The following is a 23448-nucleotide window of genomic DNA, read 5'->3' as shown; positions in this document are numbered from 1 at the left end:
GTTTGGGCATTCGAGGAAATTTTCTGATGGGACGTTTTGAGGGGAAAGTCGCACTGGTCACCGGAGCGGCGCGCGGGCTCGGGCGAGTGACGGCGATGGCGTTCGCCCACGAGGGCGCCAAGGTGGTGGCGACCGACATCGACGAGCCCGGCGGCGAGGAGACCTTGCAGCTCATTCGGAAAGCTGGCGGCACCGGTATGTTTTTGCGCGCCGACGTCGGTAAGGAGCCGGAGGTCGAAGCGATGGTGAACAAGACGGGCGAGGCTTACGGCCGTCTCGATTGCGCGGTGAACAACGCTGGCGTCGTGCGATTCAAGCCCATCGCCGAGGAGACGAGCGAGAGCTTCGATTTCCATGTCGGTACAAATCTGCGCGGCGTCTTTTATTGCATGAAGCATGAGATCCGGCAGATGCTCAAGAATGGCGGCGGCGCGATCGTCAACCAATCCTCGATCACCGGCAGTCTCACAGGCAATCCCGGCGAGAGCCTTTATGCGGCGACGAAGGGCGGGGTGGACGGTCTCACCAAATCCGCCGCGCTCGAAGTCGCAAAGAACAACATCAGCATCAACGCCATCGCCGCTTGCGGGATCGATGCGCCGGGAGATGTGTTTCACCAATGGATGGAAAAAGAGAAGATTTCTCCCGAGGCGGCGGGCAAGCTCTTTCCCATCGGCCGGATGGGCAAAGCGGAAGAACTCGCGGCGGCGGTGCTGTTTCTATGTTCGGAGCAAGCGCGCTTTATCATCGGCCATGTGCTCGTGATCGACGGCGGCTGGATCGCGCGATAGGAATGGGGGCGACTTGTGAGCTTGAGAATTTTCTCGCCCTCCCGCTTATTGGCGCCCTATGTCACGGCGATTTGGGATTATGAAGACCTGATCGGGAGTGAAGAGTCAGCACTCACCATTTTGCCGGACAACGCCACCTATTTATGTTTTCTGTACGCCGACTTGCTTCAGACCACTCACAGAGATTGCGTTTATACGACACGCAGCGGGTTCGCCGGATACCAGAGTTATCGAAGCGATCTTGGAGGAATGGGAAAAGTATCAGGGGTGTCGGCACGTCTTACGCCATGGGGATTGAATGTCTTTCGCAGCGGCATCGTGAAAGACTGCGCCGAGAGACGCGTCGATTGCAGAGATATTTTCCCGCGCTATGACGTAGAAAAAATAGAAGACAAACTGGCCCGTATGCCGGGCGCTCAGGAGCGCGTGCGGTGCATCGAGGAGTTTTTGTCCGCGATGTTGAACCAAAGCCACGAGGATATTCTGATTAGAAAAGCCTGCGAGGAGTTAAATGCCTCCAACGGAAATTATCCAATTCGGTCGCTCGCCCGCGATCTCGATATCACACCGCGCAGCTTGGAGCGGCGTTTTTTCTCTCAGCTTGGGGCTACGCCGAAGAAATATGCTCGCGTTCTCAGGTTACGCAATGCCATCCTTCAGCGCAAAACACTTCCCGATTGGGCCGATGTGGCTTGTGCGGTGGGCTACTACGATCAAAGCCATATGATTCGTGATTTCCAAGATCTGTACGGGCTGTCCCCGCAGTCCCTTTCTCCGCAAATTGATGTTTCTGAGACGATACAATTTTCTGGCCTAGTGAATTTGCCCGCGATTGCCCGCAAACCTGCAAGCTCAAGCCCTCACGCGACAGGCTTGCCCAGCTGATCCAAATGTCGCTTTTTTCCAATACGTGACGGCAATGATGTCCTAAATCGCCCGAACAGCTCGCGGTTTGGGAGGATTACGAATGTTTGCGAAGCATGCCATCACAAAAAAATTGAATGTCCCCTCGGGGAAGGTCTGGGAAGCCATTCGCAACATAGGAAGGCTCGATGTTTGGTTTCCCATCATCGAGACCTGCAAGGTTGACGGGAACGGACCCGGTGCAACGCGATACATGACCGTCGCAGGAGGCGGCGGCGACATCAGGGATAGCATCGAAGAAATCGATGAGGCGTCGATGAGACTTGTCTATCTTCGACCGGTCTCCCCATTTCCGGTGACCTTTTACAAGGGGACGGTCGAAGTTTTTAAATCTTATGATGGGTTGGGCGTCGTCGTTTGGACAATTGAGTTTGAGTCCAAACCAGAAGACGGCCCGGCTCTCAAGGACCTTGTGCAGAGCGCTATAGGTGCAGGGATTGACGGTATGGAAACGGATTTGCTGAAACAACACGGATCCGCACCAGGTTCCTCAACCTAAGGCTTCGGGTTGGCTTTTCTCTGGCTAGGTGCTGGCCACTTCAAATCTCGTGGCCCTTCTTTTTCATTTCTTCTCGCACCCGGGTCATCATGTCGGTCGATATCTTGCCTTGCCAGCCTTGCATCGCGGTGATGACCTCGGTCAGAAAGGTTGGTTGCGTTTCGACATATTTTTTCCCCGCCGGGCTCTCGAAAAAGGCGTCGGCCGATTTGAGATCCTGCTCGCTCATCTGCTTTGCATAAATCAGCGCGGCAATATTGATCATTTCGTCTCCCTGCCGGTCGAATTCCGGCTTGAGCTGTGTCAGCACCGCATTGAGATCTTTTGCGATTTCCGGCCGCGTCTGAGTCAGGGACTGAGCAATCTGATCCATGAATTGTGGAATGATGATTGTGAACGAGCGGGACAGCCCGCTGGCGGTGACAAGCGTGCGGGCCGCCGCCAGCTGCGATGGGCTCGGCGCCGTCGATCCGGGCCCGGTTTGCGCCGGCGGCGTATTTGGCGCGGCCTGCTGCGCCCGGCTTTCGCTCGTTCCTAACAAGGGCGCCAGCGGCAAGGCCAGGCAAAGGCCCAAATTAACGGCGTTTATCTTGAGTGCTGCGCGCAAGCGGAAATCTCCCCAAACTGTGCCCGGATGCAGAAAGCCCATGCGCCATCCCGCGTCAATCGCGTTGACCGGAAATCTCGAGGCCCGCGGGACCGGCGCTAATGACCGCCTTGGCGATCCCAATGAAAAGTCCATGTTCGACGACGCCAGGGATTTTGGCCAGACGGTCCGCCAGACCATCCGGATCGCCGATGGCGCCAAAATGACAATCCACGATAAAGTGGCCATTGTCGGTCACGAAAGCGTGGCCGCCTGGATTTTTGCGCAGGCGGACCTCGCCATCACACCCTGAGGCTTTCGCGGCTGCCAAAATCATGCGCTTCGTCACTTCGAGACCGAACAGATTGACCTCGACGGGCAAGGGGAATTTTCCGAGCACCGCGACGGATTTGGACGAATCGGTGATCACGATCATGCGCTTCGAGGCCATGGCGACGATTTTTTCGCGCAGAAGCGCGCCGCCACCGCCCTTGATGAGGCGCAGCTGCGGGTCGAATTCATCGGCGCCATCGACGGTGAGATCAAGCTCGGGTAGAGCGTCAATCGTCGCAAGCGGGATCGCATAAAGCTCCGCCTGCGTGCGGGTGCGCTCGGAGGTGGGCACGCAGATCACCTCGAGGCCTTGCGCCACCCGCGCGCCAAGAAGCGCGACAAAATGTGCCGCCGTGGTCCCGGTCCCCAGGCCAAGCCGCATGCCAGGGACGACAAGCTCCAGGGCTTTGGCGGCGGCCAGGCGCTTGGCGGCGTCTGGGGACAGCGCGTGCGGGGCGATCGCTTGCTGGGGGGACTCTGGCATGGGGGAAACGCGATGGCTCCGGCGAGACCGCCCTGGGTTAGTCTCATCCGGGTGGCGGCGTCAACTCTAAGGCGATGTGTGGCCGAGTTTCAATTCCGGCCCGTCCCCGTGCATAGGGGCAAGCTGGCGTTCCGCGGCGGCTTAGCGATTTTCGGGCGCGATATTCTTGATCCGCATCGAGTGGGCCGCAATGTCATCGAGACTGTAGGATAACTTCACCCGCTTATGAGAAGGCGGCCGCTTCTCGACCGAAAGCCCGTGCCGCCACTCCGTCACCGGACGAATTGGTCTAGGCACGAAGCCGCCGCCGCAGTTAGGGCAGACATTCTCTAGCCTGTTTTCGACACAGTCCGCGCAAAACGTGCACTCAAAAGAACAGATGCGCGCGAGCGTACTGGACAGCGGCAGGTCCCGGTCACAATATTCGCAATTAGGCCGCAACTCCAAAGCCATGGCTAACCCCCCGGTCTTTGAGGACTCGGGAATTACATCAAGGCAGGCCCCGGCGGAAGACCCGGCGAGGCCGGATCCTTTCACGCCGGATATACCCATCCAAGTCGAAACGGATATTCGTTTACGCTGCTACCTGTGGCGCGCGCCTTCCGGCGCCTCTATATTGGTGACGGAGGTGCGGACATGGCGGCGACAGCAACGGACATTGTTCTCGATATTCCGGCCCCGGAGTTCAAGCTTCAGGCCACCGATGGCAAGACCTATGCGCTCGGCGACATCGCGGGCGAAAAGGGCACGGTGATTGTCTTTATTTGTAACCACTGCCCTTATGTCAAAGCTGTGATTGACCGGCTTGCCGAGGATGCACGCGTTCTGATGGCGGAGGGGTTCGGCTTTGCCGCGATTTGCGCAAACGATGCCAAAAACTATCCGGAGGATTCCTTCGCCAATATGAAACTCTTCGCAAGCCTGCACAAATTGCCGTTTCCCTATCTTCACGATGAGAGCCAGTCCGTGGCCCGGGCCTACGGCGCGGTCTGCACGCCGGATTATTTTGGCTACGATCCCCATCTCAAGCTGAAATACCGGGGCCGCCTCGACGAAGGCCGGACAGGGCCGCTTCCAGCGGGGGCGCGGCGGGAGCTTGTCGAGGCCATGCGGGCCATCGCGGCCAGCGGCGTGGCGCCGAAGGATCAGACGCCGGCCATCGGCTGTTCGATCAAGTGGAAGACGTGAATTCGTCGCGCGTGACGCTCCAGGCGCCGCCACCCGCCGCCGCCAAATACAGCAAGACAAAGCAATAAAGAGCGGCAAGTTCGCCTTGGTTGAGGATCGGATAGAAGCTCTTTTGGGCGTGCGCGAGAAAATAGGCGACCGCCATCTCGCCGGACAAGACAAACGCCACGGGCCTTGTGTAGATGCCAAACAGCAGCAGGATGCCGCCGGCGAATTCCAAAATCCCGGCAAAACCGAGAAGTGAAAGAAATCGCATGCCGTCGAACATCGCCACATGGGGAAAGCCGAACAGCTTTGCTGTACCATGCTGGAGTAGCAAGAGGGCTGTGGCGATCCGCAGCACTCCGAGAATACGCGGCTGCCACGTCACGGCGATCTGAGGTAAATCCATCGTGAAAAATCCTCCGGCCCTTCGCATTGCAAACATTTCTACCCATATAGGCTTCGCCGCCAAACTGGAAACCGTCCGATGACCTTACTTGCTGCGCTCATTGTTGCCGCCATCGTCCTGTCAGGTCTGTTTGAGGTCTATCTCTCATACCGCCACGTCGCCTCCGTAAGCGCGAACCAGGACGAGGTTCCAGAGGGGTTTGCCGGGGCGGTCAGCGGCGAGGAGCACCGGCGGGCGGCCGCCTATACGCTGGCCCGCACCCGGCTTTCCATCGCAAAAACCATCTTTGACACGGTCCTTTCCGTCGTTTGGCTGACCTTATTGCTCGGGCCCCTGTACGACTTGGTAGCGCATTTTATCGCACCGGGCATGTCACGAGGCGTCGCGGTTGTTGTCCTGTTCGCCCTGATCGAGCGGCTTCTTCATCTGCCGTTCTCGATTTTCAGCACTTTTGCGCTGGAAACGAAGTTTGGGTTCAACCGGGCGACTCCCGCCATGTTTTTCCTCGACCGGATCAAGGGCTTGGTGCTGGCATTCGTTTTTGGTGTTCCCTTGCTTTATGGATTCTTTTTCTTGCTTCGCGTGTTGCCGGACTTCTGGTGGCTCGCGGGCTGGGCGGGGTTGATGGCGCTGATGATCGCCATGACGGTGATCTACCCCGCCTTCATCGCGCCCTTGTTCAATAAGTTCGAGCCGCTTCCGCAAGCGCCGCTGAAGACCCGGATCGAGGCTTTGCTTGCCAAATGCGGATTTGAGTCCAAGGGACTCTACGTCATGGACGCCTCCCGGCGTTCCACCCACGGCAATGCGTATTTCACCGGCTTTGGCAAGGCCAAACGCATCGTTTTTTTCGACACGCTTTTGCAAAACCATACGCCCGATGAAATCCTCTCCATTCTCGCTCATGAATTGGGCCATTATAAACTTGGCCACATCGGGCAGCGCGTCGCGGAGTCCGCGATCCTCACCCTGCTCGGTTTTGGTGTCCTTTACTGGGCGTTCGCGAGCGGAGTGACCGGTCAGTTCGGCCTCCCTCGCGATCCGGGTTTGGTTTTGATCCTTATTCTGATCGCCCTCGGCCCCGTCATGCATGTGATTTCGCCGCTGACGAGCTTTCTGTCCCGGCGGGCCGAATATCAGGCCGACGGTTTCGCCAAGGCGATGGCTGGTCCCGAGCCGATGATCAGCGCCTTGACCCGGCTTTCTCGCGACAATCTCTCGACCCTCACCCCGGACCGGCTCTATGCCTTGTTTTATTATTCGCACCCGCCGGTTCCGGCGAGGATTGCCCGGCTCAAGGCCGTTTAACCCGCGAAATTTCCGCATCCCTGCGCCTGCACCTGCGCCGCAGCACACTGCGCCAGCTGAGCCATTTTGATGACATTATCCTAGCTCACCAGTTGCGGCTCCCCTATAGTGGCGACGGGGAGGCTGGAGCTTTGCACGGTACCCGGGCGTTTGCTCGGCCAACACCAAGCTTCGCGCAACGGTTGTCCGTTAGGCACAATTACTTGTGGAAACGCGTTTTTTGGATTTAGCCCGGGGTTAAATACTTGCGTGAATTGTTGCGTGCGTGCGGACCCATCTAGATGAGTCCATGTGAGTCAGTTGGCCAATCCCGTGAATTCCGCCGTCTTACGAGGGCGGTGGCAGTGTTTATTTTGGCGGGCGCGATGCTTACCGCTTGTTCTTCCGTTCCGCCCATCGGAAGCAATGAGCCGCCAGACGCGCTGGACCGCATCCGGGCGACGGACCTTTCGCCGCGCGCGCCTGACCAGACCGGCTCCGCCAATACGGGAACGGGGGGCAATCAGGCTCAGATCTATTATGGCAGTTCGGGCACGGCTGTGACGGTGGATGTGGATGGCAATGGTCCGCGCCCTGCTGGCGGTGGAACGGGCGATGGCGTTACCTTAAACTTCGAGGATACCCCCGTAAGCGCCGTGGCGAAGGTCATTTTGGGTGATTATCTCGGCGCCGGTTATGCCATCGATCCGCGCGTGCAAGGAACCATTAGCCTGTCCTCGGGGCGTCCGGTTCCAAAATCGGATCTGTTATATATTCTCGAAAGCGCATTACGCACCAGCAACGCGGTCTTGCTGCATGATGCCGGGGGTTACCGGATCGTTCCCGCCGACGATGCGATTGGCAGCGGCCATGTCGATCGCGGAGATGGGGGCCATAATCCGGAGCCCGGCTATGGGGTGTCGGTGGTTCCCTTGCAGCATGTCTCGGTGGGGACCATCACAAAGCTCCTTGACAGTTTTGCGACGAAGCCTGGCTCGATCCGGTCGGAGCCTTCAAAAAATCTCATGATCGTCGTCGGCAATGGACTCGAGCGACGCACGGCTGTCGAGACGATTTTGAGTTTCGACGAGGATTGGATGCGCGGCCAGTCGGTCGGAATTTTTCCGATCCATAACTCGACACCGGAACCGATGGTCACGGAACTCGAAAAGATCATGGATTCCGGAGAAGACGGTCTCAGCCAGCATATGGTCAAGCTGCAACCCATCAGCCGGTCGAACGCCATTCTCGTCGTGGCGCGCAAGCCCGATTTGCTGCGCGTGGTGGCAAAATGGATCTCGCGGCTCGATGCCTCGGCGGTGGCGAGCACCGGCGTCAAGGTTTACAAAGTTCGCTACGGCGACTGCCGCCAGATCGCCAAGCTCCTCTCGGATTTGTTCATTGGTGGCGGCGGTAGCACGCTTGAATCGCCGGTCAATCAAATTGCGCCGGGTGGGGGAGCCTCGTCTTTGTCGTCGCCAAGCGGCGCCGCGGGGCAGTCGGGTTTTTCAAACACCAGCGGCTTGGGCGGCGGCGGCGGTGGTGGAGGTCTGGGCGCCGGCGGTGGCTTGGGAGGCGGCGGCGGATTGGGTACTAGCGGTGGCCAGGGCGGTGCGGGCGGCCTCGGCGGCAACCAATCCCAATCGCAAGGAGTTTTTGGCTCGCTAAACGCGGGCCAAGGCGGCGGCCAAGGGGGCGCACCCGGTTCCCCCACGGACCAGTCTGGCGGTGGCGGCGGTGCGGGTGGGTTTGTTGGAGGCGGCGGCGGAGGCGCGGGGGGAGGCGGCCGGGCGCTGCTGCCAGGAGTGCGGATTCTGCCCGATATCCCGAACAATTCGATCGTGGTCTATGCCAATACGGACAGTTACCGGGTCATCGAGCGGGCGCTCAATCAGCTGGATAGGCCCATCGCGCAAGTGGCCGTCGATGTGACCATCGCCGAAGTTCATTTGAACAATGACCTCCAATATGGCGTGCAGTTCTTTTTGGGGAACATCGGCATCCCCAACTTGCATACGCTCGGGGCCGTGGGGGTCAATTCGCCGACGGGCAGCACGGCGCTTCAGAACCAGCCGGGCTTCAATCTGACGCTTGGCAATCAACTTACTCCGCACGTGATTATCAGTGCCTTGAATCAATATACGACCACAAAGATCCTCGCCAATCCGTCGCTTGTGGTGCTCGACAATCAGACAGCGGCGCTGCAAGTCGGCCAGCAAGTGCCGATCACGCAGGGCAGCGCCAATATTTTGAACTCGGCCACGGCCACGTCAAACACCGTCTTCAATTCCATCACCTACCAGAATACAGGTATTATTTTGAGCTTCCGGCCGCATGTCCACGCCAACGGCATTGTGAATCTCGAGGTCGATCAGGAGATCAGCGCCTGCTCGAATTGTGTGGGAATTAATCTGACGCCGACGTTCACCGACCGCCATGTTAAGAGCTCGATTCAAGTCCCGAACGGGCAGACGGTTTTGCTCGCCGGCCTCGTCCAGGAGGATCATGAGAAGACGCGCTCCGGAATTCCTCTCGTCGAACAAATTCCCATCATCGGCGAAGCGTTCAGTCCCAGCAACAACAACTCCGTGGACCGTATCGAGCTCATCATTTTCATAAGGCCGCAAATTATTCGCGACGGCGTCGACGCTTCAAATGTCGCCGAGGAGCTTCGTTCCAAGATGCGGGGTGACAAAGTCGGCACGGATCATCCGCCAGGCGCCGTGACCCCTTACCCAATCGGGCTCACCCAATGAGCCAGGATCGGCTGCACATTTCCCCACCCGCCGGCTGGCCATGCGAATCTTTGAGGCCGCACAGGGGAGAAGACGGGCTTGGTTCCTCCGATTTGATGGCGAAACCCGTGCGACGAAATTTCCTCGCCACCGTGGCGCTCACCCTCATCGCTTGCGGTGTCGTGATCGCAAGCCTTGTTGCCGAGCCCGGCCCCTCTGGGCTTTTTGGCGCCGCCCTCGGGCTTTTGATGCTTGCCATCGCGGTGGCCGATGCGCGGGCCTACATTATTCCCGACCGGCTGACCCTCGCAGCACTCCTGCTCGCTTTTGCGCAAACGGGGGTCGCGGGCTTTGAAACTCTGCCGGAGAATATGGCCTTGGCGGCGTTGCGGGGCGTTGTCCTGGCGCTGGGGTTTCTGGCGCTGCGGGAGACATATTTCCGGCTTCGCCGGCGCCAGGGGATTGGCCTTGGCGACGTCAAGCTCGCCGCCGTCGCCGGTGCCTGGCTCGATTGGCCTCTCATTCCGGTCGCGATCGAAATCGCCGCTGTCCTAGCGTTGATCGCCTATATCACGAACCAGCTTGTCCTGCGGCGGCCCTTGCGGGCGACCGCGAAATTGCCCTTTGGTGTTTTTTTCGCGCCGGCGATTTGGTTTTGCTGGCTGCTCGGCGCCCTATTTTTAAAGGTTTAACGGAGCACCCCATGGAGGTTTTCCGCTCTTCGCGAAGAGGCCAGAACTGGCGGCGGCAAATGTTTTGGCCGCGCCTCTGGGCCATTTCCGGCCTGCTGCTATGCGCGGCATTTTTGGGCAATTCCGGCGCGGCAGCGGACCCGCTTAAGACGGGGGTGCGCGCCTTCGCTGCCGGCAATTATGTGAAAGCCGCCGAAATTTTTGCGATCCTCGCGCCGCAAGGCGATCCGACGGCGCAAACCTACCTCGGCTACATGTTCGCCAACGGCAAGGGCGTGCCGCAGGATTTTATCGTGGCTGCGGGGTGGTATCGTTGCGCCAGTCAGCAAGGCGTTGCCCGGGCGCAATATCAGCTGGGGCTCATGTATGACAAAGCCCAAGGCGTGCCGCAGGACTATATGAAGGCTTATGCGCTGGTGAATCTTGCTGTCGCGAAGGCTGGCCCGGAACGCGAGCCGTGGGCGAGAATACGCGACGCCATAGCCTCGAAATTGAGCCTCAGGGAGCGAACCCAGGCGCAACAAATGTCGTTCGAGGGTGTCCCGGAAGTTCCGTGTTTGCCTATTGTCTCGAGCGTACAGGTTGCGCCATTTCCTTTCCTTTTTCCGAGCATTATCCCGTGACCGCTCGAACGACTCCCGCATGATGGGCCTGCGCGAGTTTCCCATTTGACACCGTCCCAGGACGCCGCACTCTCTTAGCCCGCCCGCCGTGCTGCCCGGTGTGGAAAGTCCGCGACTTTTCAGTTGCCGTGCTTTAAAGCGCGTGGGTCTTCCGTCAATTGGCGGAAACTCAGGTTGGCAAGACGCTCCCGGCAAAGAGGGGACCATGTACGACAACGTCACCGTGACGGCGTCCGCCCGTCTTCACCTTGGATTTCTTGACATGAATGGCGGACTTGGCCGCCGTTTCGGGAGCCTGGGGCTTGCCATCGACCGGCCGGTCACGCGCTTGAGGCTTCAGCGCGCGGAGGCGCTCACGGTCGCGGGATTGGAAGGGGAGCGCGCGTCCCGCTATCTCACCGATTTGGCGCGTCATTTGGGTCTGCCGCCGGCCTATGCCTTGACCATTGAGGAAGCGATTCCCCCACATGCGGGACTGGGCTCGGGCACCCAACTCGCGCTTGCCGTCGCGACCGCCTTGCGGCGTCTTGAAGGGCTTCCTTTGGACCCGGCAAACGATGCGCTTTTGTTGCGGCGTGGCGCCCGTTCGGGCATCGGCTTGGGCCTCTTCGAGCAAGGAGGGGTCATTGTTGATGGCGGACATGGGGCACGGACTTCGACGCCGCCGGTCATCGCCCGCCTGGAATTCCCCGCCAAATGGCGGGTGATCATCGCCGTCGATCCGCGCACCGAAGGCGTTCATGGGAGCGAGGAGCAAACCGCCTTCGCCCAGCTGGCTGATTTCGCGCCGGGCTTGGCTGCCGAAATCTGCCGCCTGGTTCTCATCAAGGCATTGCCGGCTCTGGCCGAACAGGATATTGGCTCCTTTGGTGACGCGATCGCGCGTCTCCAGGAGATCGCCGGAGACTATTTCGCGCCCGCGCAAGGCGGCAAGCCCTACGCAAGCGCTGCAGTGGCACAAGTGATGGATGAGCTTCGGCTGCATGGAGCGAAAGGCATAGGCCAATCCTCCTGGGGGCCAACCGGCTTTGCTTTTGCCGCCGATGCGCGGGAGGCGCAACGCTTGTGCGGCACCGTCCAAGCAATGGCCGACGCATCTGGGCTGGAACTCCTCATCTGCAAGGGCGTCAACCACGGCGTCCGCGTCGAAGGGGACTCCTTCGCTGTTATGAAATAGTCGCAATGAGATAGGGGTAATACGTGGCCAAGAATATATTGCACATGCTCAGTCCGCTCCGGCACATGAGCCCATTCGACGTGAATATGGCGCTCGACGCAGGATATGACTCGGTTGTTCCTTATATCGATGTCAAGCTCGAGGAAGTCATGCCGCTGGTGCAGGACGCCATGTTCTCGCGCTCGCCCAGGGATGCCGTCCATACCGCTGTTTTCATTGGCGGCAAGGACGCGGTTCTGGCGCTCGATATGCTGGAGCAAGTGCGCAAGACACTGTTGAAACCGTTCGAGATTTCAGCCTTCGCCGATCCCGCCGGATCGTTCACCACTGCCGCCGCGATGGTTGCCTGCGTCGAAAAAATTCTGAAGAAAAAGAACGGCAAGGCGCTTGCCGATACGCATATTGTGATTTTTGGCGCGACGGGGCCGGTGGGCTACACCTGCGGTGTGATCGCGGCGCTTGAAGGCGCCGAAGTAACCCTCACCGCGCGCGAGTTGAGCAAGGTGCAAGCCAAGGCCGACGAGATCAAGCAGAGGTTCGGTGTGACCGTGCAGGCCGCCCAGGCAAAGTCGCCAGAGGAAATTTCCTCGGCGCTGGCGGGCAAGGAAGTTGCGCTATGCTGTGCGGCCGCAGGTGTGCAGGTTCTGTCGGCATCGATGCTCGCGGCGGCCAAATCCTTGCTGGTTTCAGCCGACGTCAATGCGGTGCCGCCGGCGGGGATCGAGGGGCTTGAACTGATGGCGAACGGCGCCGAATTGGCGGGCGGCAGTCTTGGCATCGGACCGCTCGCCATTGGCGACGTGAAATACAAGACAGAATCGGGATTGTTTCAACGGATGGCGGGGTCACCCAAGGCGATCAGCCTCGATTTTCGCGATGCCTTCAGTCTCGCGCGTGAGATCGCCTGAAGCCGGTGCCGCGATTTTGATCGCGGCATCGTCGGGGAGGGCCTTGGCTGGGGCCGCGCGGCGAGCCGGGTTTATGCCGCTCGCCGCTGACTTTTTCGACGATTTGGATACGCGCGGATTTTGCGACGCCAACCGCCTAGTCGAAGGCGGGCTCGGCCGAGGATTTGACGCGGACAATCTCATTCCGGCGCTTAACTCCCTTGCTGGTGCCGCGCCGCCCTGCGGCTTCGTTTATGGAGCAGGGTTTGAGGATCGAACGGAACTTCTGGAAATTATCGCGCGGCGATTCCCGCTACTCGGCAATTGTCCCGATGTGGTTCGCGGCGTGAAGGATCCGGTGCGGCTTTCGCAGCTTTGCGCCGCCCTCAATATTCCCCATCCCGAGATAAGCGTGAAGATGCCAAGCGATAGCCGCGATTGGCTCGCCAAAAGCGCGGGGGGAGCGGGCGGCAGCCATGTGGCACCGGCCGGCGCAGAAATTCCCGCAGACGAAAATATCTATTTTCAGCGCATCGTCACAGGAGACTCCATTTCGATTCTTTTTGTGGCCGATGGTACCAATGCGAATATCGTGGGTCTCAGCCAGCAATGGGCGGCACCAACGCCGGAAGAACCCTACCGGTTTGGCGGCAGCCTGCGCCCGGCCGGTCTCACGTCCACACTGGAAGACAAGTTGCGGCGCGCGGCACACGCCGTCACGGCGGCGTCCGGGCTTCGCGGCCTCAACAGCATCGATTTTCTGGTTGACGGCAACGAATATACATTAATCGAAATCAACCCGAGGCCCGGCGCCACCCTCGACATTTTTGACGATCGCGATGGCTCCCTGTTTCGCGCCCATGTCGAATCTTGTCTTGGGCGCCTCCCCGTGCGGCTGCCTGAATTCAGGGGTGCGGCGGCGGCCGCGATTGCCTACGCGCCGCATGACATTTCCAGCATGCCGGAATTCGACTGGCCCGATTGGACGGCGGACCGGCAGAAAGCGTATAGCGAAGTCCGGGCGCACGCTCCTGTCTGCACAATCAACGCTCGCGCAGAAAAACCAGGGATGGCCCGCGCGTTTCTTGATGCGCGGACGGCTTGGATTCTTGGCCGCCTGGAACAAGCCCCAAACAAAACCAACAAGCGAAATCAAACTCAGACTGGGAAGGAAACGGCACATTGAGCGATCTCAGCATCAACACACTAACCGGCGCGGCGGTGGACCGCATGGTCGCGAACGCCGCCCAGTTGCGGATCAAAGTTTCCAAAGGTGAAGCGGGCGAGACGATTATCGACGCCGGGAAAAACGCCCGGGGGGGTATCGAGGCGGGTATCGCAATCGCCGAAATCTGCCTCGGCGGCCTCGGAACGGTTGGCCTTGCTCCGACCGGAGGCAATCCGAAATGGCCGTATGAGCTTTGCGTCCGCTCGACCGATCCCGTCATTGCTTGCCTCGCCAGTCAATATGCGGGCTGGGCCCTCTCGCACGGCGAAGGCAAATCGGCGTTTTTCGCGCTGGGCTCAGGTCCGGGGCGGGCGCTGGCCCGCAAGGAGCCTTTGTTTTCGGAATTGGAGTATCGCGACACCGCGACGCGCGTGACACTCGTGCTCGAATCGGACAAGCCGCCGCCGCGTGAGATCACGGAAAAAGTTGCGCGCGATTGCGGCGTCTCACCGGAAAATGTGACGTTCATTTTCGCGCCGACACAAAGTCTCGCAGGCGGTGTTCAGGTCGTGGCAAGAGTGCTCGAAGTGGCGCTGCACAAAACTCATGAGCTTAAATTCCCGCTGGCACGTGTCGTCGATGGCGTGGCCTCGGCGCCGCTGTCGCCGCCGCACCCGGATTTTGTTCAAGCCATGGGACGCACCAACGACGCGATCATCTATGGCGGTCAAGCGCATCTGTTCGTGACAGGGCCTGCTGCCGATGCAAAGGCACTAGCTGAACAGCTCCCAAGCACCATGTCGCGCGATTACGGGCGTCCGTTCGCCGAAGTGTTCAAAGCCTACAAGGGGGATTTCTACAAGATCGACCCGATGCTGTTCAGCCCAGCGCGGGCCATTGTGACAGCCGTCGATACCGGCGAGACGTTTCACGCGGGAAAAATCGATCAAGCCTTGCTCGATGTCTCTTTCGGATAGGCAGCAAGCGCCGCGTGAGGCATTGAACGGACCCAGGATCGCGCTGGCTGTCGATCTTTACGATTGGCATGCGCGCGATCTCGTGGCGGCTTTCGCGCGCGCGGGCGTCGTTGCCGTTCCGCTGCGCCTTTCTCAATGCGGGTTCGATACGCGGCGGCCGAACGGCCTTGTTATTCCAGGCTTTGGCGCGGATTTGCCGGATGCGGTTTTCGTTCGCGCGATTGGGTCCGGCACGTTTGAGAGCGTGACCTTGCGGCTCGATGTATTGCATTGTCTTGGCGAAATGGGCGTGCCGGTCTTGAACTCCGCGCGCGCCATCGAAGTCTGCGTCGACAAAGCGGCAACAAGTTTCGCGCTTGCTCGCAAGGGGATTCCGACTCCCCCGACCTGGACAGTCCAATCGCAGCAGGCTGCCCGCCAGATTGTGCGGCGCGAAGCCGGTCGCGGCCCCCTTGTTTTGAAACCTTTGTTTGGCGCGCAAGGGTTCGGCTTGAAACTGATCCGGCGCGAAGACGACCTTCCCTCCATTGAGGCGGCCGATGGCACTTATTACCTTCAGCGATTCATCGCGGTCGAACGCAACGGTTTTCGCGACATTCGGTTTTTCGTGTCGGAGGGCGAAGTCATCGCCGCGATGACGCGCCACGCGTCGCAATGGATCACCAATGTCAAACTTGGCGCCCGGCCGGAATGGTGTGAGCCGGACACCAAGATGATCGATCTTGCCTTGCGCGCGGCAGCGGCGACCGGTGCGGATTTCGCCGGCGTGGATATGATCTTTGACGCGGCGGGCGCCCTCCAGGTTCTTGAAGTCAACAGCATGCCCGGATGGCGCGGCCTGCAAAAGGTGGCCCCGTTTTCGATTGCTGACAAATTGGCCGCGAACGTCTTGGCGCGGATCGGGCGATCACGGGCGAAGGCTGTAGGGTGAACGAGATCGCCTCGGCATTCTCCGCCGCCTGCCGTGACGAGGTCGAGGCTCCCAAGCCCGGCAATGTGCATGTTTTCGCTGACGGCCATCGCATGACGGTCCGTGATTTTCTGCGCAGCGCCGAGGCCGCCGCGCCAGCCTTATGCAAACCGTCAACGCCGATTGGCGAGCGCATACTTTCCGCCGTAGAGGCGACTTTCGTGGCGGTCGGCATGAACACCAACCTTGGAATCATTCTTTTATGCGCACCCCTTGCAGCTGCTGCGGAGAGCCGCGAGGACATGCACGTTGCTTTGCACAAGACTCTTTCCGGATTGACGGTCGCGGACGCGGCTGCCACGTTCCGGGCGATTCTGCGCGCCTCGCCTGCGGGGTTGGGCACGGCGCGCCGCCACGATGTCCATGGGGATGCGGATGTCACGCTGCTGGAGGCAATGCAAGAAGCGGCCGGCCGGGATAAGATCGCCTTTCAGTATGCGTCTGATTTTGTGGATGTCTTCGAAACCGGAATGGGCGCCTTAACGAGTGCGCGAGACAGGGGCTGGCCCGCCCCCTGGCCGGTGGTAAGTGTTTATCTCGCGTTTCTGGCGGGTTTTCCCGATAGTCATATCGCGCGCAAACATGGCTTGGAGACGGCTGCGCGGGTGCAAGGCGAGGCGCGGTTTGCACTGGAACGCTACATGAACACCGCAAATCCTGGGGATGCGCTGCAAGATCTTTTGATATTCGATCAAAATCTTAAAGCAGCCGGATTAAACCCCGGAACCAGCGCGGATCTCGCTGTCGCGACGGTTTTCGTAGAACGTTTAACTCACATCTTGATCAACCGGCGCAATAATGGTTGAGTGCGGCCGCGACGGAAACCTCCGCCGCCATCCCGCCCGGCCAAATCTCCGGCGTTGACAACAAGGTTGTTCGTCGGGCATGTGTCGAACTCTTCCGACGCCCAATCGGAGCAGGCTTCTCCAGGGGAGGATATCAGTAATGGGGATTTTAAGCATGGCAAAGATAAACAAGCTCTGCGTCGGCGAATCGCTCGTCGGTGACGGCAATGAAGTCGCTCATATCGACCTCATCATCGGACCGCGCGGCAGCGCCGCCGAAACGGCGTTTGCGAATGCCCTCACAAACAATAAGGACGGCTTCACCACGCTGCTCGCGGTTGTGGCGCCGAACCTGCTCGTCAAGCCCGCGACCATTCTGTTCAACAAAGTGACGATCAAGAATGCGACCCAGGCCGTGCAGATGTTCGGACCGGCCCAGCATGGCGTCGCCAAGGCTGTCGCAGACAGTGTCGCGGCGGGCGTTATTCCGGTAGGCGAAGCCGACAATCTTTTCATCTGCGTTGGCGTGTTCATTCATTGGGACGCCAAGGACAATCAGAAGATTCAGGACTTCAACTATCAGGCCACCAAGGAATCGATCGCGCGCGCGGTCAGCGGCGAGCCGACACCGGCCTATGTCGTTGCACAGCGCAATATCGCGAAGCATCCTTTCGCGCCGAACTAAGCACGCGCTTAGCTGAAAAGGATAAAAAGGGGCTTAGGCCCCTTTTATTTTATTTTCCGCCGCGGCGAGATCGCCGCCGGTCAGACGGCCATCATGCAGTGCCGAGGCGACGAGAACGCCGCTGATTCCTATTTGCTCCAAACGCAAAAGATCATCGGCGCCGCGAAGTCCTCCGGCGGCATAGATCATAAGAGAGGGCGCGCGGCGTCTGACCTCCAAAAGGCGGTCCATGTCCGGACCGGCATCGCTGCCGACCCGCGCCAGGGTCATGACAATGACGCGGCGGGGCCACAGATGTGGCCTGTCATACAGGTTTTTTGGTCCGATAAATCTGTCGTCACGAAAATCAAGCGAGAGAATAATTCGATCATTTTCCACGAGATCAGAAAGCACCGTGGCGCTTTCCAAGGATTCGCTTCCAAGGACAAGATGCGCGCCCTTGTGCTGAGCAAGCCAGGACCGCGCTTCGATAGCGTCGCGCATACCAGCATCGATCCAAAATACATGACCAGGAAAAGCCGCTGTGACTGACTCGATGGTTTGCGTATTGCCGCTCCGTGATTCGATGCGGTCGAGATCGGCGATATAGAATGTCCCAAAGGGATGAATCGCCAAAAGCCCGGCGATAACGTCGAGAGGCCCGCTGGTTTTCGAAATCGGCGTCATGATCGGCGCATAATCCTGTCGCAAGCCGTGGCGGGCGCGCACCACCGCGCCGCCCATCAGGTCGATGACCGGAATGACTTCAATCGCATCTTCGCGCATAACTAATCCAACGCTCTCCGGAATTTTATATAATACGCTCAAATGCAAAACATTATTATCGGATGGGACGTCGGAGGTGCGCATCTGAAGGCCGCGCGCGCGGAAAACGGCGTGATTGCCGGCGCCGTTCAGGTCGCCTGCCCCCTTTGGCTCGGGGTCGCGGAACTCGATCGCGCTTTTGACGAAGCGACCGCCGCCATCGGCCGGGCTCCCGTCAATGCGATCACCATGACGGGCGAACTCTGCGATGCCTTCGCCACACGTGAGGAAGGCGTTGCGGGGCTTGCTGCGATCATGGCGCGGCATCTTGACCCGGGTCGCGCGGTTTTTTACGCGGGCCGCTCCGGCTTTGTCGAGACGTGCGACATCGCGCAACAGGCAACCGGCATCGCTTCGGCCAATTGGCACGCCAGCGCGTCACTGACCGGACTGCACGTGCGAGAGGGGTTGTTCATCGACATGGGATCGACGACGGTGGATATTATCCCTGTCAGTGAGGGACGGCCAGCAAACCTCGGCTACAGCGATGCGGAACGCCTTATTCATGGCGAGCTTGTCTATAGCGGTCTTACGCGAAGTTTTTTGATGGCGGGTCCGAAACTTGTGCCATTCGCCGGTCAATGGACGCCGTTGATGAACGAATGGTTCGCCAGCATGGCCGATGTTCATCGTATTCTCGGGCAGTTGCCGGACGGCGCCGATCTGATGGAGACGGCAGATGGGCGCGAAAAAACCAAGGCTTCCTCCTGCGCGCGGCTGGCTCGGATGATCGGGCGCGACAGCGGCGAGGCGGATGAAACAGCCTGGGAATGGCTGGCGCGATTTTTTGCCGAGGCGCAACTGCGCGAGATCATGGACGCGGCCGCTCTCGTTTTGTCACGCGGCCACATTGCCCCAGGCGCGCCTGTCATTGGCGCTGGAATCGGGCGCGGCGTCATTCGTGATCTGTCGGGGCGGATGGGCCGTCCCTTTGCCGCTTTCGATGATCTCATTGTGGCGAATCCGGAAGCGCGCGCAAAAGCCTGCGATTGCGCGGCTGCATCAGCCGTGGCGCTGCTCGCCAGCGCTCAATTTCCAGCGTAATATGCTTCGCGCTTTTGCATGAGCCACGACCAAGCCTCTTTCTCGCGCGGGCCTGCGGTCTTTTCAACGGCGATCGCCAGATAAGCGATTTCCAGGTCGATTTTGTCGCGCGGCAACATGTGCAGCCGGGTCAGGAGGATGGCGCATTCGACAACGGCGTTGGCGGCGCGATTGACCCCTTCGAATGGCGCATGCTGCTCCTTATGCAGAATCTTGCAATGGAAGCGGGGACGCTCGGCATCGGCTTTGAAATGCGCGACTTTGAGTTCGGCATGGGCAAGCGCATCCGCAAGACGCGGCACGGAAATTTTTGTTGCGGGTACAAGGGGCCAGTCACGCCGTCCGGTGATGAGTCCGGCGAAAATACGCGCGTCGTCGGTGTAATTGGCGACGGCGACGGAGGACTCCAGAAGATTGTCGTGTGTCGCGGAGGGAAGAAAGGGCGCGATGATCCAGCCTTCCCCGTCCTCGATAAGACCGAGCGGCGCCATATGAGCTTGGCCTGAACGATCGACGGTCGTGACGATAACTTCGCGGATCATCGGCACCTTGATGTCTCCTTAAGCAGATTTCTGAACGCCGTATCGAGTCTGCCGCCCTACGTCAGACTTTCGCGCGCAGAGTGTGTCCTGCTTCGCGAAGCCTATCCTTGGTTTCTTCCTGCTTGTCCGTCGCGCAGCCCCAATCGAGCGGCTCGTCTTGTGTGTAGCGCTTGCCGAGAGCAAAAGCGATCTCGGCCTTGGCGAGTTCGGCGCCCAGATAAAACGCATGCGCGCCATCCGCCTCGACGCCGAGCTTAGGATAAAGGGAAAGGGCATCGCGCGAAATGTAATGCCCATCGCGATTGAATATGTGAATTCCGTCGTCAGCTGTCAGAATTCGAAAATTTGTATCCCGCACCTCTGCCGCGAGCCCGGCGATGTCTTCGCGTGTCAGCGGATAGGGTGAAAGATCGTGGAGAGAGACAAGCCCGGCGTCAAAACCTTTTGGCAAGGCGCTCTCAGTGGATGCCGCGAACATGAGCCGGCGTGCCGCGTCGTGTTCCTCGATCGTGCGCCGCGTATGCGGGCTCACCTGGACGGTGAGGACATTGCGGATGTCAAGCTCGGAGCAGATGCCCATAAGAAGGGCCGTGATACCGCCGGTATCGGCTTCCGTTAATTCGGTGAGATTGCCTGTCCCCATCATCATTTCGGCGTGTGGGAGGCGCCGTCTTGTTTCGATATAGCGGGCAATAGACGCTGTAAATCCAAAATGGATCGGATCAAGAATCGGATCGACGATAAAAGGGAGATTGCGCCGTACCGCTGCATCGGCGGCGCGGACAAGCGAGTCGAGATCGCCATGCGGCGCGGCGACGAGAACTGGCGTTGCGCCCGAGCCTTCCGCGATATCGAGTGTGTTTTCTTCGAGGCTCAGTAAAAAATCAGCGCCTGCCCCGGCGCCGCGCGCGAGTTCGTGCCTGTTCGCGGAATCGATACTGACCTTATGCCCAGCCGCTTTCAAAGCGCGGACGCTGTCTTCCAGATGCGGAAACGGCGTGTCGGGAAGACAGCCAATATCGATGACATCCGCTCCTGACTTTCGCAGTTCCGCTGCCCGAGCAAGCAAGGCGTCGATGGAAAGCGCGGAGGCATCGACAATTTCGGAAAAGATACGAATGGAAAAATGCGACAAATCTTTTGCTTGACCGCCGCGTCCGAGATAGGCGGGAAGATCGCTCAACTCATCTGGCCCGCGGGTTACCGGTACTCCGAGCTGATCTTGGAGATGCGCGAGATCGGCGCGACAGCGGCCGGGCAAAATAATGCGGTCCACGGCCACAGGCCGGCCAAGACGGCGCAGGATGATTGCTTCAGTCATTAGCGCGGCGACCTTTACCCCGATATCGCGTATCTCCCAAGTAAACGGCGTCTCGCCCAAGGAACGCATGATCCGCTCCAATCGCGGATAGGCAAGATGGCCTGTGAGAAAGAGGAGGCGCTCGCTCATGCGGGTTTCAGTTCGCTCCTCCGCCGGCCGATGAATTCTATTAGATCTTTCAAACTTTCCGCGACCTGTGTCGCCTCGAAGATTTTCAATTTTTCGGTATTCTCAAGATCGATCCGCCGGGGAAACACTTTTACCATGCCATCGGGTGCACGGGTCAAAAGCTCCGGCGCAGTATCGCAGGCAAAAACAATACAAGGGACTTGGCATTTGCCCGCCTGGGCGAAAACATTGCTCGCGAGATTGTCGGAGATTCCATAGACGAATTTGGCGACGGTGTTTGAGGTCGCGGGTGCCACGACGAGCGTGTGATATACCCCATGATAAAAATAGCCGACCTGCGGCGAACTCGCGGCGGTATCCTTGTAGACACGGGCGGTTTTCGGCAGATCGAGCTGTTGCTTATATTGGCGTAGCACTTCTCCGGCGGCTTTGCTGACGAAGAGATCGACGTGCTCCAATTCGCGCGCAAGTTCGATGCACTCGTTGAAAAAGTGACCAGAGCCAGTAAGCGCCCAACCCCAGCGCGGCGTAACGACTTTGCTCATAGGGGCACCAATCCATCTTAGGGAAAAACTTCGGGCTTTAAGCGCCCAGATCATATCAGGGAATTGTGATTTTGGTGCCCGGCATTCCACCGCTTTGCAAGACACGCAAGGCTCCCGCGAGCGCCTCCGGACCCGCGAGCCAAACCTCCGCCTGGCTTTGCGCGGCGAAACGAGGAAACAAGGGATCGACGATTTTGTTCGCGGCAAGGCCGCCCGCCGTAGCTGGACCCGTCGGGCCAACGGATTTGATCAGTAGCAGCCGGTGCGCGCCAAGGATCCCGGTGAGCCAGGCGGCGAGAGAATCCGACGTCAGCTCCCATGTTTCCGGGATCTCCGGGGCGGCAAGGATCATCTTCGCCGGCATCCAGACGGGGATTTGCCCAGCACACAAGGCGCCGTCCAATTCCTCCCGGCAGCTGGCCAATGCAAACACCGGCGCCCGCGCCGCGAGTGCGGTGCCATATTGTTCCATCGCCATCAGCGCCATGCGATGCGCCGTGGCATCGTCAAATCGCATGGTGGCTTGGGTTGTCCGGACGCAATCGGCAAACGGGCCGCCCCCTGGTACGAGAATGAGCGGGCCGCCCCATGCCGCCAGCACCTCGAGCCACGCCGCGCATTGCGGCGTATGAGCGAGACTGCCGCCAAGTTTGACGATGGCGGCGCAGGATGCGTTGCCGTTACGCGGCATTGCCCGGAAGCGCGGCGACCCGCGCCGTGGCGATGGAATGTTCCGCAGTGCGTTCGCGCTTGATCTCGACGCCGACTGTGCCGCGCACGACGTCGAGTTTTTCGATCCGGACGCAGACCCTCGCGACACAAGGATAACGCAGAATTTCATCCGCGACGCCGCTCGCCAGGGTCTCGATCAAATCCACATGCCCCCGCCCGAGAATGATTTTTATGGAGTCGATGATGACGTCATAAGAAAAAACGCCGCGCATATCGTCAAACCGGGCGTCATTGCGCAGCACGTCCGCGTCGATATTAAAACGCACGTTCTGGGTGTGGCCGCGCTCGAAATCATAGGCGCCGATCGCGCAGGGAAGCACGAGATCATGAACAAAAATCAGATCCGTCTCGACAAACTGTTCCTTCGCGGCGACAAATCCGCGCCCCAACAAGAGGCGCCAATCAACCCCTGGCTCATTGCGGGTGGCTTCAACCTCGCGAGGAATGAGATCGCGGATGATTCCAACCAAGGAAGGATCGATTGCATCCTCGCGCACGCGCCCATGGCAGAGACTGCCTCGAAATCCGAGATAATCTGGCTCCAACGGCAAGAGGCGCGGCACATCGGGCGCTTCGAGCGAACCCGCAAGACCGCACAGGAGCTTGTTCTCCCGGCAGCGGCCGATGAAACGATCGAGCGCGGCGATGTCCATATGATCGAGAAGGCGGCCCTTACCTTTCTTGGCGGTGTCGAGCATTGCTCCGGCAAAACCATTGCTGGCCATAATCCGCAGGAAATCCCAATCCGGCGCGTAATCGGCGAAAAGAACGCCAATGAGCCTGGTGTTCTTGGCTTGCGGCGCCAAGGCACGCGCGCAGTCGGCGGTTGCCCGGTCCGGCGAGAAGCCGATCTTGACATAATCGACACCCGTCGCCGCCATTGCCGCGACGGCATCGGCAAGGGTCGAAGGCGAGCCTGGGGAACCGGCGGCGGCACTCATCGGCAGACGCTTGCCGATCGAACGGACGATGCGTGCCGCGTCATCCACATCCAGCGCGCCGAGCGCCCCTTTCGATGGGTCCTTGAGATCGAGAATGTCGGCGCCGCCGGCGCAAACCGTCTCCGCCTCGGCCGGATTGGCGACACTCGCCAGCATCAAGGTCATTATCGTCTTTCCTCGACCATGCCCGGAGGGCTGCCGCGCGCTG

General features: G+C 59.7%; 26 protein-coding genes. 16 read left to right on the top strand and 10 right to left on the bottom strand.

Features of this window, described 5'->3' with window-relative positions:
- Positions 1 to 26 precede the first annotated feature (26 nt).
- The 3 genes from QEV83_RS11845 to QEV83_RS11835 all read left to right on the top strand — a co-directional run bounded on the left by QEV83_RS11845 (position 27) and on the right by QEV83_RS11835 (position 2214).
- On the top strand, positions 27 to 791 hold the full coding sequence (locus tag QEV83_RS11845; protein ID WP_280127934.1) for an SDR family oxidoreductase: 765 nt from the start codon (positions 27 to 29) through the stop codon (positions 789 to 791).
- A 15-nt stretch (positions 792 to 806) separates the two neighbouring features.
- The gene (locus QEV83_RS11840; protein ID WP_280127933.1) at positions 807 to 1676 is read left to right on the top strand and encodes a helix-turn-helix domain-containing protein; all 870 of its coding nucleotides are present in this window, start codon (positions 807 to 809) and stop codon (positions 1674 to 1676) included.
- 82 nt (positions 1677 to 1758) lie between these two features.
- Complete coding sequence (locus QEV83_RS11835) at positions 1759 to 2214, top strand: SRPBCC family protein (protein WP_280127932.1); 456 nt, start codon at positions 1759 to 1761, stop codon at positions 2212 to 2214.
- A gap of 40 nt (positions 2215 to 2254) precedes the next feature.
- Here QEV83_RS11835 and QEV83_RS11830 read toward each other — a convergent pair whose 3' ends face one another.
- The 3 genes from QEV83_RS11830 to QEV83_RS11820 form a co-directional block, all read right to left on the bottom strand.
- Complete coding sequence (locus QEV83_RS11830; RefSeq protein WP_280127931.1) at positions 2255 to 2863, bottom strand: DUF2059 domain-containing protein; 609 nt, start codon at positions 2861 to 2863, stop codon at positions 2255 to 2257.
- A gap of 13 nt (positions 2864 to 2876) precedes the next feature.
- Positions 2877 to 3617 carry a ribose-5-phosphate isomerase RpiA gene (gene rpiA / locus QEV83_RS11825; RefSeq protein WP_280127930.1) on the bottom strand — a complete coding sequence of 247 codons (741 nt, stop codon included), beginning with the start codon at positions 3615 to 3617 and terminating at the stop codon, positions 2877 to 2879.
- Positions 3618 to 3758: 141 nt separating this feature from the next.
- Entirely contained in the window at positions 3759 to 4070 is a 312-nt protein-coding gene (locus QEV83_RS11820; RefSeq protein ID WP_280127929.1) for a DUF1272 domain-containing protein, read from the bottom strand.
- Between the two features lie 183 nt (positions 4071 to 4253).
- Here QEV83_RS11820 and QEV83_RS11815 point away from each other — a divergent pair, with 183 nt between their 5' ends.
- Positions 4254 to 4805: a thioredoxin family protein gene (locus QEV83_RS11815; RefSeq protein WP_280127928.1), complete on the top strand. Its 552-nt coding sequence runs from the start codon at positions 4254 to 4256 to the stop codon at positions 4803 to 4805.
- On the opposite strand, the gene QEV83_RS11810 is transcribed toward QEV83_RS11815, so the two are convergent.
- Positions 4789 to 5196, bottom strand: a complete 408-nt coding sequence (locus tag QEV83_RS11810; protein WP_280127927.1) for a DoxX family protein — start codon at positions 5194 to 5196, stop codon at positions 4789 to 4791. The genes QEV83_RS11815 and QEV83_RS11810 overlap by 17 nt on opposite strands.
- Positions 5197 to 5274: 78 nt before the next feature.
- On the opposite strand from QEV83_RS11810, the gene QEV83_RS11805 reads away from it, so the two are divergent.
- The 11 genes from QEV83_RS11805 (at position 5275) to fae (ending at position 17182) form a co-directional block, all read left to right on the top strand.
- Entirely contained in the window at positions 5275 to 6504 is a 1230-nt protein-coding gene (locus tag QEV83_RS11805; RefSeq protein WP_280127926.1) for a M48 family metallopeptidase, read from the top strand.
- A 365-nt stretch (positions 6505 to 6869) separates the two neighbouring features.
- Positions 6870 to 9239, top strand: coding sequence for a type II secretion system secretin GspD (gspD, locus tag QEV83_RS11800; protein ID WP_280127925.1), 2370 nt, complete (start codon positions 6870 to 6872; stop codon positions 9237 to 9239).
- A 107-nt stretch (positions 9240 to 9346) separates the two neighbouring features.
- Entirely contained in the window at positions 9347 to 9910 is a 564-nt protein-coding gene (locus tag QEV83_RS11795; protein ID WP_280127924.1) for an A24 family peptidase, read from the top strand.
- Between the two features lie 59 nt (positions 9911 to 9969).
- On the top strand, positions 9970 to 10533 hold the full coding sequence (locus QEV83_RS11790) for a tetratricopeptide repeat protein (RefSeq protein ID WP_280127923.1): 564 nt from the start codon (positions 9970 to 9972) through the stop codon (positions 10531 to 10533).
- Positions 10534 to 10738: 205 nt separating this feature from the next.
- Positions 10739 to 11710 carry a beta-ribofuranosylaminobenzene 5'-phosphate synthase family protein gene (locus tag QEV83_RS11785; RefSeq protein ID WP_280127922.1) on the top strand — a complete coding sequence of 324 codons (972 nt, stop codon included), beginning with the start codon at positions 10739 to 10741 and terminating at the stop codon, positions 11708 to 11710.
- 23 nt (positions 11711 to 11733) lie between these two features.
- Positions 11734 to 12618 carry a methylenetetrahydromethanopterin dehydrogenase gene (locus QEV83_RS11780; RefSeq protein WP_280127921.1) on the top strand — a complete coding sequence of 295 codons (885 nt, stop codon included), beginning with the start codon at positions 11734 to 11736 and terminating at the stop codon, positions 12616 to 12618.
- Positions 12587 to 13783 carry an ATP-grasp domain-containing protein gene (locus tag QEV83_RS11775; RefSeq protein WP_280127920.1) on the top strand — a complete coding sequence of 399 codons (1197 nt, stop codon included), beginning with the start codon at positions 12587 to 12589 and terminating at the stop codon, positions 13781 to 13783. The genes QEV83_RS11780 and QEV83_RS11775 overlap by 32 nt, the downstream gene beginning before the upstream one ends.
- Before the next feature lie 44 nt (positions 13784 to 13827).
- Positions 13828 to 14742: a methenyltetrahydromethanopterin cyclohydrolase gene (gene mch, locus QEV83_RS11770; protein WP_280131040.1), complete on the top strand. Its 915-nt coding sequence runs from the start codon at positions 13828 to 13830 to the stop codon at positions 14740 to 14742.
- The gene (locus QEV83_RS11765; protein ID WP_280127919.1) at positions 14726 to 15673 is read left to right on the top strand and encodes a RimK family alpha-L-glutamate ligase; all 948 of its coding nucleotides are present in this window, start codon (positions 14726 to 14728) and stop codon (positions 15671 to 15673) included. Before mch ends, QEV83_RS11765 begins: the two co-directional genes overlap by 17 nt.
- A complete protein-coding gene (locus QEV83_RS11760; RefSeq protein ID WP_280127918.1) occupies positions 15670 to 16518 on the top strand; it encodes a triphosphoribosyl-dephospho-CoA synthase in 849 nt (282 codons plus the stop codon). Before QEV83_RS11765 ends, QEV83_RS11760 begins: the two co-directional genes overlap by 4 nt.
- A gap of 154 nt (positions 16519 to 16672) precedes the next feature.
- Complete coding sequence (gene fae, locus QEV83_RS11755) at positions 16673 to 17182, top strand: formaldehyde-activating enzyme (protein WP_280127917.1); 510 nt, start codon at positions 16673 to 16675, stop codon at positions 17180 to 17182.
- Between the two features lie 33 nt (positions 17183 to 17215).
- On the opposite strand, the gene QEV83_RS11750 is transcribed toward fae, so the two are convergent.
- Positions 17216 to 17947 (bottom strand): HisA/HisF-related TIM barrel protein, encoded by a 732-nt coding sequence (locus tag QEV83_RS11750; protein WP_280127916.1) that lies wholly within the window; start codon positions 17945 to 17947, stop codon positions 17216 to 17218.
- A 42-nt stretch (positions 17948 to 17989) separates the two neighbouring features.
- Between QEV83_RS11750 and QEV83_RS11745 the strand changes: the two genes are divergently transcribed.
- A complete protein-coding gene (locus QEV83_RS11745; protein ID WP_280127915.1) occupies positions 17990 to 19030 on the top strand; it encodes a hydantoinase/oxoprolinase family protein in 1041 nt (346 codons plus the stop codon).
- On the opposite strand, the gene QEV83_RS11740 is transcribed toward QEV83_RS11745, so the two are convergent.
- From QEV83_RS11740 to QEV83_RS11720, 5 genes are all read right to left on the bottom strand, one after another.
- A complete protein-coding gene (locus QEV83_RS11740) occupies positions 19015 to 19572 on the bottom strand; it encodes a DUF447 domain-containing protein (RefSeq protein ID WP_348273222.1) in 558 nt (185 codons plus the stop codon). The genes QEV83_RS11745 and QEV83_RS11740 overlap by 16 nt on opposite strands.
- Before the next feature lie 61 nt (positions 19573 to 19633).
- The gene (locus QEV83_RS11735) at positions 19634 to 21022 is read right to left on the bottom strand and encodes a DUF6513 domain-containing protein (protein WP_280127913.1); all 1389 of its coding nucleotides are present in this window, start codon (positions 21020 to 21022) and stop codon (positions 19634 to 19636) included.
- Entirely contained in the window at positions 21019 to 21567 is a 549-nt protein-coding gene (locus QEV83_RS11730) for a flavoprotein (protein WP_280127912.1), read from the bottom strand. Before QEV83_RS11730 ends, QEV83_RS11735 begins: the two co-directional genes overlap by 4 nt.
- Positions 21568 to 21622: 55 nt before the next feature.
- Positions 21623 to 22258: a hypothetical protein gene (locus tag QEV83_RS11725; protein ID WP_280127911.1), complete on the bottom strand. Its 636-nt coding sequence runs from the start codon at positions 22256 to 22258 to the stop codon at positions 21623 to 21625.
- Positions 22248 to 23405 (bottom strand): (5-formylfuran-3-yl)methyl phosphate synthase, encoded by a 1158-nt coding sequence (locus QEV83_RS11720; RefSeq protein WP_280127910.1) that lies wholly within the window; start codon positions 23403 to 23405, stop codon positions 22248 to 22250. The genes QEV83_RS11725 and QEV83_RS11720 overlap by 11 nt, the downstream gene beginning before the upstream one ends.
- Positions 23406 to 23448: the final 43 nt, after the last annotated feature.

The organism is Methylocapsa sp. D3K7 (assembly GCF_029855125.1).
Taxonomy (GTDB): Bacteria; Pseudomonadota; Alphaproteobacteria; order Rhizobiales; family Beijerinckiaceae; genus Methylocapsa.
The sequence above is the reverse complement of the archived record's forward strand: the minus strand, read 5'-3'. Positions and strand labels throughout refer to the sequence as shown.